General features: G+C 65.5%; 12 protein-coding genes. 8 read left to right on the forward strand and 4 right to left on the reverse strand.

Features of this window, described 5'->3' with window-relative positions; translation table 11 throughout:
- Window positions 1-329 precede the first annotated feature (329 nt).
- The 3 genes from AB843_RS05875 to AB843_RS05885 are packed head-to-tail and all read right to left on the reverse strand — an operon-like array spanning window position 330 to window position 2,990.
- Entirely contained in the window at window positions 330-1,526 is a 1,197-nt protein-coding gene (locus tag AB843_RS05875; RefSeq protein WP_048645888.1) for an NAD(P)/FAD-dependent oxidoreductase, read from the reverse strand.
- Window positions 1,527-1,530: 4 nt separating this feature from the next.
- On the reverse strand, window positions 1,531-1,845 hold the full coding sequence (locus AB843_RS05880) for a MocE family 2Fe-2S type ferredoxin (RefSeq protein ID WP_048645889.1): 315 nt from the start codon (window positions 1,843-1,845) through the stop codon (window positions 1,531-1,533).
- Window positions 1,846-1,868: 23 nt separating this feature from the next.
- Complete coding sequence (locus AB843_RS05885; protein WP_048645890.1) at window positions 1,869-2,990, reverse strand: fatty acid desaturase family protein; 1,122 nt, start codon at window positions 2,988-2,990, stop codon at window positions 1,869-1,871.
- Window positions 2,991-3,116: 126 nt separating this feature from the next.
- On the opposite strand from AB843_RS05885, the gene AB843_RS05890 reads away from it, so the two are divergent.
- The 7 genes from AB843_RS05890 (at window position 3,117) to iolG (ending at window position 10,156) form a co-directional block, all read left to right on the forward strand.
- Window positions 3,117-4,166: a LacI family DNA-binding transcriptional regulator gene (locus AB843_RS05890; RefSeq protein WP_048646108.1), complete on the forward strand. Its 1,050-nt coding sequence runs from the start codon at window positions 3,117-3,119 to the stop codon at window positions 4,164-4,166.
- 148 nt (window positions 4,167-4,314) lie between these two features.
- On the forward strand, window positions 4,315-5,148 hold the full coding sequence (locus AB843_RS05895) for a TIM barrel protein (protein WP_048646109.1): 834 nt from the start codon (window positions 4,315-4,317) through the stop codon (window positions 5,146-5,148).
- A 230-nt stretch (window positions 5,149-5,378) separates the two neighbouring features.
- A complete protein-coding gene (locus tag AB843_RS05900; protein ID WP_048645891.1) occupies window positions 5,379-6,323 on the forward strand; it encodes a sugar ABC transporter substrate-binding protein in 945 nt (314 codons plus the stop codon).
- 79 nt (window positions 6,324-6,402) lie between these two features.
- Window positions 6,403-7,431, forward strand: coding sequence for an ABC transporter permease (locus tag AB843_RS05905; RefSeq protein WP_048645892.1), 1,029 nt, complete (start codon window positions 6,403-6,405; stop codon window positions 7,429-7,431).
- 18 nt (window positions 7,432-7,449) lie between these two features.
- Window positions 7,450-8,235 (forward strand): ATP-binding cassette domain-containing protein, encoded by a 786-nt coding sequence (locus AB843_RS05910; RefSeq protein WP_048645893.1) that lies wholly within the window; start codon window positions 7,450-7,452, stop codon window positions 8,233-8,235.
- Between the two features lie 88 nt (window positions 8,236-8,323).
- Window positions 8,324-9,103 carry an SDR family oxidoreductase gene (locus AB843_RS05915; RefSeq protein ID WP_048645894.1) on the forward strand — a complete coding sequence of 260 codons (780 nt, stop codon included), beginning with the start codon at window positions 8,324-8,326 and terminating at the stop codon, window positions 9,101-9,103.
- A gap of 48 nt (window positions 9,104-9,151) precedes the next feature.
- Window positions 9,152-10,156, forward strand: a complete 1,005-nt coding sequence (iolG, locus tag AB843_RS05920) for an inositol 2-dehydrogenase (protein WP_048645895.1) — start codon at window positions 9,152-9,154, stop codon at window positions 10,154-10,156.
- A gap of 178 nt (window positions 10,157-10,334) precedes the next feature.
- Here the strand turns inward: iolG and AB843_RS05925 are convergent, their stop codons facing one another.
- On the reverse strand, window positions 10,335-11,453 hold the full coding sequence (locus AB843_RS05925; protein WP_048645896.1) for a Gfo/Idh/MocA family protein: 1,119 nt from the start codon (window positions 11,451-11,453) through the stop codon (window positions 10,335-10,337).
- A 187-nt stretch (window positions 11,454-11,640) separates the two neighbouring features.
- Here AB843_RS05925 and AB843_RS05930 point away from each other — a divergent pair, with 187 nt between their 5' ends.
- Window positions 11,641-12,459: a MurR/RpiR family transcriptional regulator gene (locus AB843_RS05930; RefSeq protein WP_048645897.1), complete on the forward strand. Its 819-nt coding sequence runs from the start codon at window positions 11,641-11,643 to the stop codon at window positions 12,457-12,459.
- Window positions 12,460-12,543: the final 84 nt, after the last annotated feature.

Raw genomic sequence — 12,543 nt, forward strand, 5'->3', positions numbered from 1 at the left:
ATCGACGGGCTGTAGCGAGAGAAACTCCGGGAAAAGTGGGAACCGGTTCTCCGTCTGGAACTGCGCAAGAACAATGAGATAAAGCATTTCCGTGACTTTGAGAAAAAGGGAAATGCTCTAAGAGCGGTTCGGGCGAGGAGCTGATTGCACCCGCCGATGCGGGTTGCGCCGAGATCTTCGACGAAGATGAATGAAGGCCGCAAACATCAGGCGACGGATTGGTCAATCTGCAGCGCCATAGCGTCGCCATGTGCAGCATGGCGGGCAGGCGCTTGCCGCAGAGGGCACGCAGACCGTGAACCGTCATGCGCTGGGAGACCTTCGTGCCGTCATCCTTTCAACAGCGACTTCAGGTTCGTGCCCGTGTCGGCAAGCTGCCCCGCGGAGACGGGCACGGCGCGCTGGATCATCTTCTCGGCGATGGAGATCTGCTTCGCCACCGCGTTGCCCGGCCCGGCACCGCTGGCCGACAGGAGCGCGCCGTCATCGCCCAGCTGGAACAGGATCAGCGCGCCGCCGGCCAGGTCGCGGCGAATGAATGGTCGCGCCGGGTCCGGCAGCCCGGCCACCTGCAGGCCGAGATCGTACTGGTCGGACCAGAACCAGGGCGTGCGTGAAAAGGCTTCGTCGGCGCCCAGCATGGCGCGCGCCGCATGCGTTCCCTGGTCCTGCGCGCAGCGCCAGCTTTCCAGCCGCACGCGACCGCCGCGATAGGGAAAGTTGCAGCAGTCGCCGGCGGCGAAGATGCTGGCATCGGCGGTCTGCAGCCTGTGATCGACGAGAATGCCGTCGCCGACGGCGAGACCGGCCTGTTCCGCCAGTTGCGTGTCGGGCGCCGCACCGACGCCGGCAACCACCAGATCCGCCTCGACATGCCGGCCATCGGCAAGCACGACACCCTCTTCGCCGACGCTCGCCACCGTCGCGGACAGAAGCAGCGCGACACCTTCGGCGCGGTGGCGCGCCTCGAACATGGCGGCGAGGGCGGCCGGTACGATCCGCGCCATCAGCCGGTCCGCAGCCTCGATCACGGTTACGTCGACATGGCGCTCGCGTGCCGTCGCGGCAAGCTCCAGGCCGATGAAACCGCCACCGACGACCGCAAGCCGGGCGCCGGGCCTGAACGCGGCCAGAATGGCTTCGGCATCGTCCAGGCTGCGCAGGGTGCGGGCGGCTTCCATGCCCGGAAACCGGCGTGCCTGGGCGCCTGTGGCGATGAGAAGCTTGTCGTAGGCATGCGTTGTCCCGTCCGAAAGGGCCACCTGCCTGCGGTTTGCCTCGATGCGCTCGACGCGTGTCGCGCGCCTGAGGGTGATGCCGGCCTCGTCATAGCGGCTCTCGCCGGCAATGATCTTCTGTGCCCCCGCGGCTGCACCCTTGGACAAGGGCGGGCGTTCATAGGGCAGGTGCGGTTCGGCGCCGATCAGCGTCACCGGTCCGCCATACCCCTCCTCGCGCAACGCGAAGGCGGCGCGCACCCCGCACTCGCCGGCGCCGATGATGATCATGCCGCTCGCGCCGCTCATGGCGTCAGGCGATGTCGATCAGCACGCGGTCGCTCTTGACCTGCACCGGGTAGGTTTTCAGTTTGACGCAGGCCGGCGCGCCACGCGCTTCGCCGCTGCGGTAGTCAAAGCGTCCGTTGTGCTTTGGGCATTCGATGATGTGGTCCATCACCAGCCCGTCGGCCAGGTGCACATGTTCATGCGTGCATAGGCCGTCGGTGGCGTAGAAGGCGTTTTCGTGACTGCGATAGATGGCGAAGGTCCGGCCTTCGTGGTCGAAGCGGATCAGGTCTTCCTCCTCCACGTCGTCCACTGCGCATGCGTCGATCCATTCGGACATGATCGTCTCCTCGGTTTCTGCGTCTATTCGGCGGTTGCAGGCGGGTTCGCCGGCGTGGCGTGGAACTCGGCCCGGTAGGGCCTGGCCGTCGGTGGCAGCGCGCGCTTGATGAAGTAGTCCTCGTGGCGGAGCTGGCGCAGGAAGGCGGGCAGCATCTCGCGATAGCCGTCGAGGATCGACGGGTTGGGGGCCGGCAGGTCATGCCCGATCAGCGCATGCAGCCTGGGCAGCGCGTGATAGGGCACCATCGGGAACATGTGGTGCTCGACGTGGTAGTTCATGTTCCAGTAGATGAAGCGGCTGACCGGGTTCATCAGGACGGTGCGGCTGTTCAGCCGGTGGTCGGTGACATCTTCGGCCAGTCCTCCATGCTGCAGCAGGCCTGTCATGACGTGGTGCCAGGCGCCGTAGAGACGCGGGCCGCCGATCAGCAGCAGGGGCAGGATCGAACCGGTGGCAATGGCCGTCGCGCCCGTCGCGGCATAGATCGCCACCCAGATGCGGGCGATGCGGATCACTTTCGGCTGCTCCTGCGGGGGGATGAAATCCCGTTCCGCCGCGCTCAGCCGCCCGCCGGCGTTGCGCGCCATGTCGATCACCGCATGCCACACATCGACGATGCCGAAGACATTCAGGACGAGGCGGGCCAGATCCGGCGGGCGCATCACGGAAATCTCCGGATCGCGGCCGACGATGATCGTGTCCGTGTGGTGGCGCGCGTGGCTCCAGCGCCAGGTCACCGGGTTGCGCATGATCATGAAGGAGGCGATCTGATAGACCGCGTCGTTCATCCAGCGTGTCTTGAAGGCGGTGCCATGGCCGCATTCGTGCCAGCGGGAATCGGTCGCCGAGCCGTAGAGCACGCCATAGGCGAGAAACAGCGGGATCGCCCAGGCCGAAGGCCACAGCAGAACCGCGCCGGTGGCGAAAACCGCCATGGCGCCGAGCCAGACGGCCGTATCGCGGATCGCGGCGCCGTCGCTGCGCTGCATAAGCGCCTTCATCTCCTTGCGCGGCACGTCGGTGTGGTACCACTCGGCCGAGGCAAGCCCGGTCTCGACAGCATGTCGGCCGGCGGTGCCGGTCAGCTCGTAATCGCGTTTGCGCGCGGCGCGCGCCGGTTCGGAAAAGTCCAGTACGGTCATGATCCTTGCTCCTCTCCCGGAGGCTAGGGCAACGCCGCGGGGAATCTCAAGAAGGATGAGGTTTTTTCTATCATTCTACATCATTTCGTGCTCTGCTGAATGAGGGAAAACACGCGGAGATTGATCATGGCCAGGCGCCCGACCATTGCAGATCTTGCCGAAAGGGCCGGCGTCAGCGTTGCCACGGTCGACCGGGTCCTGAACGACAGGCTCCGGGTGCGCGAGGAGACCGCGCGCCGCGTCTACGAGGCGGCGGCCGCGATCGGCTATCATGCCGCCGCGTTGATTCATCAACGCATCACGGCCGACCTGCCGCGCATGGATTTCGGCTTTCTCCTGCACAAGGAGGGCCAGCCCTTCTACCAGGCTTTCGCCCGTGCGCTGGAGGCGGCTGTCGCCGCGCGGCACGACATTCGCGGCCGCGCCCATGTCGCCTTCGTGAGAAACCAGGCGCCCGGCGAGATGACCGAGGCGCTTCGCTCCCTGGGCGCGCGCACGCAGGTGCTTGCCGCCACCAGCCTCGACCACCATGCGGTGACGCGGACGGTCGAGGCCCTGAAGGGCGAGGGCAAGCTGGTCTTCTCCCTGCTTTCGGATTTCGCCCAGGGAGTGCGCGAGAGCTATATCGGCCTCAACAACAAGAAGGTCGGGCGTACCGCGGCCTGGATGATCGCCCGCACGGCGCGCCGCCCGGGCAAGGTGGCGATCTTCGTCGGCAGCCATCGCTGGCACGGGCACGAGCTGCGCGAGACCGGGTTTCGCAGCTTCTTCCGCGAGCATGCGCCGCAGTTCGAGATCCTCGAGACGCTGGTCAATCTGGAAACGCGCCAGGTGACCTACGAGGCGACACTCAACCTCCTCGACCGGTACCCCGACATTGCCGGCTTCTATGTCGCCGGCGGCGGCATGGAGGGCGCGATCGGCGCCCTGCGCGAGGCGCTGGAGGAAGGGCGCTTCCAGACGGGCAACGGTCCGTCCGTGATCGTCAACGAGCTGACGCCCGATTCGACCGCCGCCCTGCAGGACCAGGTGGTGACGGCAGTCATCGCCACGCCCTTGCACGAACTGGCGCAGGCGCTGGTGGAACTGATGGTCGGCGCGGTGCGGACCGGTCCGGCCGAGATGCCGGGCCAACTGTTCCTGCCGCTCGGCCTGCATGTGCCGGAGAGCTTGTGATCCTGTGATGGAATGATGGCCGCTGCTCGATAGGATTCTATCATAAATGATGGAATCCTGAGCGGGAACGCGTTGACCACTGCATCTGCCGGCCGCATCCTTGGCGACGCGGTCCCGCTGGGGTCGCGCAAGCTTCCAGGAGGACATGATGCCGGCGACGACGCCTTCCTTCGCGCTCAACCATATGAGCATGCCGCACCGCACGATTTCCGATTTCTTTGCCCTTGCCGCGGCGCTCGGCATGCGCGGTGTCGAGATCCGCAACGATCTCGCCGGCAACGCCATCCTTGACGGCACGCCGCCGGCTGCCGTGCGGGCGGCGGCGCAAGCGCACGGTCTGCGCATCCTGTCGATCAACGCGCTGCAGCGCTTCAACGACTGGACGCCGGCGCGCGGCGAGGAGGCGCGGGCGCTGCTCTCCTATGCGCGTGCCTGCGGCGCCGAAGCCCTGGTGCTGGTGCCGGTCAATGATGGGTCGGGGCGCGCCAATGGCGAGCGGCAGGCCAATCTGCGCATTGCGCTGAAGGCGCTCAGGCCGATGCTGGAAGAGGCTGGCATTGTCGGCCTGGTCGAGCCGCTCGGCTTTGAGGAATGCTCGCTGCGGCGCAAGTCCGAGGCGGTCGAGGCGATTGTCTCGCTCGGCGCGGAAGACGGTTTCCGGCTGGTGCACGACACCTTCCATCATTGCCTGGCGGGCGAGGAGACGCTGTTCGTTGCCCATACGGGCCTGGTCCACATCTCCGGCGTCGATGATGGCGCGGTCGCCCTGCGCGACATGCGCGATGGGCACCGCGTGCTGATCGATGAGCACGACCGGCTGGGCAATGTGGCGCAGATCGCCGCGCTGCTGGACGGTGGCTATGGCGGGGCTTTCTCTTTCGAGCCCTTTTCGCCGGGCGTGCACCGCGCGGCCGATCTGCGCGGCGCCCTGCAGGCGAGCATGGCACACATCCATGACGGCATCCGCCGGGTGCCCGCCTGAGGCGAGGGCAAGAATGGAATTTCGCCTTGACGAAACGGAGGAAAATAGAATAAATATTACATATTGGGCGATCAACGGTTCCGACATTCCATTTCATAATCCTGTCGGGCGGCTGAAAAGGCGAGGATTTCACCCGTTAATACGCTGAAAAAGCTCATGAATTCCCGTCAATAGGGATTCCGGTCAAAGCGGGGTGCCGCCGGACACCCGCCATGTGGAGGAGCATTCAGATGAAAAAGCTAATGATGGGCGTCGCCCTTTCGGCGCTGATGACCGGTTCGGCCATGGCTGAAAAGGTCGGGGTCTCGATGGCTCTGTTCGACGATAATTTCCTCACCGTTCTGCGCAACGGCATGATCGACTATGCCGGGACGCTCGAGGGCGTCGAACTGCAGGTCGAGGACGCGCAGAACGACGTCGGCAAGCAGCTCAACCAGATCCAGAACTTCATCGCCTCGGGCGTCGACGCGGTGATCGTCAACCCGGTCGACACCGATGCGACGGTGGCAATGACCAAGGCGGCGGCCGACGCCGGCGTGCCGCTGGTGTTCGTCAACCGCGAGCCGGTGAATGTCGATGACCTGCCGGACAACCAGGCCTTCGTCGCTTCCGACGAGCGCGAATCCGGCACGCTGGAAACGCAGGAGATCTGCCGCCTTCTCAAGGAGAAGGGCAAGGGCGACGGCGCCAAGATCATCGTCATGATGGGCGAATTGTCGAACCAGGCGGCCCGCCAGCGCACCCAGGACGTGCATGACGTGATCGCCACCGAGGCGTGCTCCTTCATGGAGATCGTCGAGGAGCAGACAGCCAACTGGCAGCGCACCGAGGCCACCGACCTGATGACCAACTGGCTGTCGGCCGGTCTGGAATTCGACGCGCTCGTCTCCAACAATGACGAAATGGCCATCGGCGCCATCCAGGCGATGAAGGCGGCCAACGTCTCGATGGAGGACGTGCTCGTGGGCGGCATCGACGCGACGCAGGATGCGCTGGCCGCCATGGCGGCCGGCGATCTGGACGTGACCGTGTTCCAGGACGCGGCCGGCCAGGGCAAGGGCGCGCTCGATGCCGCCCTGAAACTCGCCAAGGGTGAAGACGTCGACCAGAAGGTGTATATTCCCTTCCAGCTCGTGACGCCTGCGAACCTCGCGGATTTCACGACCAAGAACTGATCGTGCGGACCTGACGGCGGCGGCCCAGGGCCGCCGCCGGGCCGCTGGCGATCCCGGACTCCTGATGGCGGGAAGAACGATGGCAAACCAGGCGCAAGCAGTCTCAGTCAGCCCCGTCGAGACGCCGCAGAAACGGCCGCGCTCGCACGAGCTCAACGCCCTGTTCGGGCTGATCGGCATTGCGCTGATCTTCGAGTTATTAGGCTGGCTGTTCCAGGGGCAGAGCTTCCTGTTCAATCCGCAACGCCTGTCGATCATGATCCTGCAGGTTTCGGTGATCGGCATCATCGCCATCGGGGTCACCCAGGTGATCATTACCGGCGGCATCGATTTGTCCTCCGGCTCCATCGTCGGGGCGACTGCCATGATCGCCATGAGTTTCGCGCAGGTGGGCACCTATCCCCGCGCCGTCTATCCGGCGCTGACGGACCTGCCGGTCGTCATTCCCATCCTCATCGGCCTCGCCTGCGGCCTTGCCGCCGGCTTGATCAACGGTCTCCTGATCGCCTTCACCAAGATCCCGCCCTTCATCGCCACGCTCGGCATGATGGTGACGGCGCGCGGCGTCGCCAAATGGTACACGAAGGGCCAGCCGGTCTCGTTCCCAACCGATGGTTTTGCCTCGCTCGGCCAGGGCATGACGCCGGTGTTCATCTTTCTCGCCATAGCGCTCCTGTTCCATGTGGCGTTGAAATACACCGTCTACGGCAAGCACACCTATGCGATCGGCTCCAACGTGCAGGCCTCGCGCATGTCGGGCATCAATGTCGAGCGGCATCTGGTGCTGGTTTATGCGATCGCCGGCCTGCTGGCCGGCCTGGCGGGCATGGTGGTGGCGGCGCGCGGCCTGACCGCCCAGGCCGGCATGGGCGTCATGTATGAGCTCGACGCCATCGCCATGGCCGTGATCGGCGGTGTGTCGCTGTCGGGCGGGCGCGGTTCGATCGTCGGCACCCTGATCGGCGCCATCATCTTCGGCGTCATCATCTCGGGCTTCACCTTCCTGAGGCTCGACGCCTATTACCAGGAAATGATCAAGGGCGTGATCATCGTCGCCGCCGTCGTGGCCGATGTATACCGCCAGAAAATGCGGCCGCGCGCGCGCTAGAATCCGAGGGAGGACGTCATGGCAGGCGAAGAGCGCAAGGTGATCCTCAAGACCGAGGGCCTGACCAAACACTATGGCGGCGTGCATGCGCTGGAGGACGCCGATTTCGAACTGCTCGAGGGCGAGCATGTGGCGATCGTCGGCGACAACGGCGCCGGCAAGTCGACCTTCGTGCGACAGATCACCGGGGTTGAGAAACCGACAGCCGGCAAGATTCTGTTTGAGGGCCGTGAAGTGGAATTCCACAATCCGGTCGACGCACGGGAGGTGGGCATCGAGGCGGTGTTCCAGAACCTGGCGCTGGCCGATGATCTCGACGTGCCGTCGAATATCTTCCTCGGCCGGGAGGAAACCTATTTCAATCTCGGTCCGTTCAGCATCCTCAACGAGCGCAAGATGCTGCAGCGCAGCCGGGAGGCGCTGGAGAAGACCGGGGTGAAGATCCCCAATCTGCACAATTCCATCGCCAACATGTCGGGCGGCCAACGGCAATGCGTGGCGATCAGCCGTGCGGCGAGCTTCGCCTCCAAGCTGATCCTGATGGACGAGCCGACGGCGGCGCTTGGCGTGCAGGAGACGACGCAGGTGGAGAACATCATCCGCGGGCTGAAGGCGCGCGGCATCCCGCTGATCCTGGTCAGCCACAATCTGCGCCAGGTGTTCAACCTGGTCGACAAGATCTGGGTGTTCCGCCGCGGCCGCATCGCCGGCATGCTGGAGGCGGGCAAGACCGACGGCAACGAGGTGGTGTCGCTGATCACCGGCGTGCAGACCGGCGTGCACGAGAACGCCAGCTACATCTGATCGCCTCTGCCCGGCGGCGCCCCAAGGCCGCCGGGTTCTTTTTTGCCAAGACCGGATCGCCACGCACCGGCTCATCCTCGGATTCGTCATGCAGAACACAGACACGCGCGCCGTCATCATCGGAGGAACCCAGGGGCTCGGCCTGGCCATCGCCAGGCAACTCGTCGCCGAAGGGTGCCAGGCGCTGGTCATTGCGGGGCGCGATCGCGGCAAGGGCGAGGCGGCCGCCGCGGCGCTTTCGGCCCTTGGCTGCAAGGCGCATTTTGTCGTCGCCGACCTCGGCAGGCTCGACGATTGCAGCCGGGCGATCGCCGAAGCCGGCCGGCTCGTCGGGCCGCTCAACGCCCTCGTCAACGCGGCGGCCAGCTGCGCGCGCGGTTCCCTGATGGACACCACGCCGGAGATATGGACGCGGCTGATGGACATCAACGCGCGCGGCCCCTTCTTCACCATGCAGGCCTTCGTCCGGCAGGCTCTCGACCATGGGATGCCGGCCTCGATCGTCAACATCGTCTCGATGGTGATCCATTGCGGCCAGTCCTACCTGGCGCCATACGCGGCCTCCAAGGCGGCGCTCGCCAACCTCACCAGGAACACGGCGCAAGCCCATCGCCGCGACCGCATCCGCTGCAACGCCATCGCCTGCGGCTGGATGGACACGCCCGGCGAGGACGCCACCCAGAAGCGCTATCATGCCGCGCCGGACAATTGGCTCGAAACGGCCGAGGCCGGACAGCCTTTCGGCCAGTTGGTGAAGCCGGGTGAAGTGGCGCCGCTCGCCGCTTATCTCCTGTCGCCGCAATCGGGCGTGATGACCGGCGCGATCATCGATTGCGACCAGAACGTCGCCGGCGCCTATCCCGAATAGCCCATCACGATTGCGACCACCCTTGCAAGAAAAACAGAAGGCATCCCCATGACCGTAAAATTCGCTCTTCTCGGCGCCGGCCGCATCGGCAGGGTCCACGCCAAGGCAGTCGCCGGCGATGCCGATGCCCGGCTCGTCGCCGTCGCCGACGCCGTCCCCGAGGCGGCGCAGGCCATCGCCGACGCCTATAGCTGCACGGTGCGGACCATCGCCGAGATCGAGGCGGCGGCGGACATCGATGCGGTGGTCGTCTGCACGCCGACAAACACGCATGCCGATTTGATCGAGCGGTTCGCGCATGCCGGCAAGGCCGTCTTCTGTGAGAAGCCAATCGATCTCGACCTTGCCCGGGTCAAGGGCTGTCTCGACGTGGTGGAGAAGGCCGGCGCTGTGCTGATGGTCGGCTTCAACCGCCGCTTCGATCCGCATTTCGCCGCGGTGCGCGCGGCCATCGACGAGGGGCGGATCGGCCCGGTCGAGATGGTGCAGATTACCTCGCGCGATCCCGGCCCGCCGCCGATCAGCTACATCAAAACCTCTGGCGGCATTTTTCGCGATATGACGATCCACGATTTCGACATGGCGCGTTTTCTCCTCGGCGAGGAACCGGACACGGTCTTTGCGACGGCCTCGGTGCTGGTCGATCCGGCAATCGGTGCGGCGGGCGACCACGACAGCGTGTCGGTGGTTTTGACGACGGCATCGGGCAAACAATGCAGCATCTCCAATTCGCGCCGCGCCACCTATGGCTACGACCAGCGCATCGAAGTTCTGGGCGCCAAGGGGGCGATTTCCGCCGAGAACCAAAGGCCGGTATCCATAGAGATCGCCAATGCCGAGGGCTTCACCCGCCCGCCGCTCCATGATTTCTTCATGACGCGTTACACCCAAGCCTATGCCGCCGAGATAGCCGCTTTCGTCGCGGCGGTGTCGGCGGGTGCGCCGGCCTCACCTTCCGGGGCCGACGGCCTCAAGGCGCTGGCGCTCGCCGATGCTGCGTTGCGTTCTGTGAAGGAGGCGCGCGCGGTGGAGATTTCCGAGGTTCTGGGGTAAGGCGACGCTGCGAGGGGGAAGCTGGTGCGCTTGTCCGATCCCGCGCGGCGGTTTGCCGGGTGATGTCAAACAACGCTACCAGGCGGGAGCCGGGAAGAGGGGCGGGAGGCCGCCGCCGCCAAGGACCGTGGAGAGCGGGGCATGGATTTGTCCCCGCCGATCAGTCTGCCGGTACCATCTACACGGTCACCCGCCGGCCGTCGCGCGCCGAGGCGGCAATGGCGTGGATGACCTTCTCGAACTCCAGCGCCTCGGCGAAGTCCGGGCCGGCCTTCTCGCCGCCGGCCACGTGGCGCAGGAAGGCGCCGGCTTCCAGGACCTTCAGATCGTTGAAGCCGAGCTGATGTCCGGGCGCCGGGCAGAAGGCGGCGTAGGGCGGGTGCGCCGGGCCGGTGAGGATGGTCTTGAAGCCCTGCTCGCCGGCTGGCCCCTCGTTGCGGTAGAGCTGCAGCTCGTTCATGCGCTCCTGCTCGAAGGCGATCATCCCTGCGGTGCCGTGGACCTCGAAGTCGAGCCTGTTCTTGCGCCCCCAGGCCGAACGCGAGGTGCATAACACACCCTGCGCGCCGCTCCGGAAGCGCACCAATGCCGAGGCGACGTCCTCGTTCTCAACCCTGCCGTGCCCCGCGCCCTCCGGTAGCGGCCGCGTTTCGTGGATCGTTTGCATGTCGGCGATCAGGCTATCGACCGGCCCCATCAGGCGATGGGCCATGGAGACCAGGTGGCAGCCGAGATCGCCGAGTGCGCCGAGCCCTGCCTCCTCGATGCGCGCCCGCCAGGTCCAGGCGAGGTTGGGGTCTGCCTGGTAATCCTCGTCGACCACACCGCGGAAATGCACCGGCCGGCCGATGGCGCCTTCGGCGACGAGCTTTTGCGCATGGATGAAGGTTGGGTTCTTGACGTAGTTGTAGCCGACCATGGTCCTGACGTCGGCGCCGGCCGCCGCCTCGGCCATCGCGCGGGCTTCCTCCAGCGTCAGGCCCATCGGCTTTTCGCAATAGACATGTTTGCCGGCTTCGATTGCCGCCAGCGCCATTTCGCAATGCATGCGGTTGGGCGTGGTGATCGAGACAATCTCCACCGCCGGATCGGCGACGAGCGCCCGCCAATCGTCGGTGGCGCGGGCGAAGCCGAACTGACCGGCCATCTGCCGGGCGCGCTCGGCCGGCGTGTCGCAAAGGAGCTCCAGCCGTGCCGTGGGCACATCGCCGAGAACCGCCTGCGCGGCGCGGAAGGCCAGCGCATGCGCCTTGCCCATGAAACCGGTGCCGATCAGGCCGATGCCGATGTGACGCATGGAAATTCTCCTCCACCGCATCGGCCCAAGAATCGAAATCGATTTTTGCAAAGCACGATGCGTCGTTAAAGATGCTACAGCGTCCTTCATGCGTGCCGACGGGACGCACGGCGCTGCAATGGAATTTTTATTCCAATTGCGTTAGGATCGGGGCGGGTGTTTTGTCAAGCGAAAGAGGGGGCAGTGCATGGCAGGCGTTTCCACTCCGGCATCGATCGAGGAACTGCTCGACCGGATGCTGGACATTTCCGGCGGTCTACCGAAAAGGCTGAAACAGTGCGCCGACTATGTGGCGGCCAATCCAGACCGCATCGCCGTGTCGACGGTGGCCGAGATGGCGGAGGGGGCGGGGGTCAAGCCGTCGGCCTTCATGCGCTTCTGCCAGGTGCTCGGCTTTTCCGGTTTCTCGCAGATGCAGCGCCTGTTCCGCGAGACCTATGCGCAGAACTGGCCGGACTACGCGACGCGGCTGGAAAAGCTGCGCGAGAGCGGCGCGGGCAGCCCCTCGGCACTGCTCGCCGAATTTATCGAGGCGGGCCGGCTGTCTCTGGAGAACCTGGCCAAGACGATCGATCCGCGCACGCTCGACGCCGCCATCAAGACGCTGTCGGACGCCCATATGGTGCACATCATCGGCCTGCGCCGGGCCTTCTCGGTGGCCGCCTATTTCGCTTATGCGTTCGAGAAGATGAACGTGCCGACCATGCTGCACGACACGGTGGGCGGACTGGACAGCCGCCATGCCATCAGGCCGGGCGACGCGGTGATCGCCATCACCTTTGCCCCCTACACGCGCGAGACGATCGAACTGGCCGAGGCGGCGCGCGCGGGGGGCGCCGAGGTGGTGGCCATCACCGATGCCATCGCCAGCCCGCTGCGACCGATCACGCCGCTGCTTCTGACCGTTTCCGAGGCCGATTTCGGCGATTTCCGCTCACTGTCGGCAACCCTGTCGCTGGCCGTCGCATTGGTCGTGGCGGTGGGGGCCAGGGCGCGGGCGAAATAGAATTTCATGATTGATTTTATCTTTGAAATAGAACATATCTTCTATTATTGCCGGTGAGGCGGACCGATCCCGCCAGTCCGTTGC

It is taken from the genome of Nitratireductor soli, from assembly GCF_001050155.1.
GTDB classification, from domain to species: Bacteria; Pseudomonadota; Alphaproteobacteria; order Rhizobiales; family Rhizobiaceae; genus Nitratireductor; species Nitratireductor soli.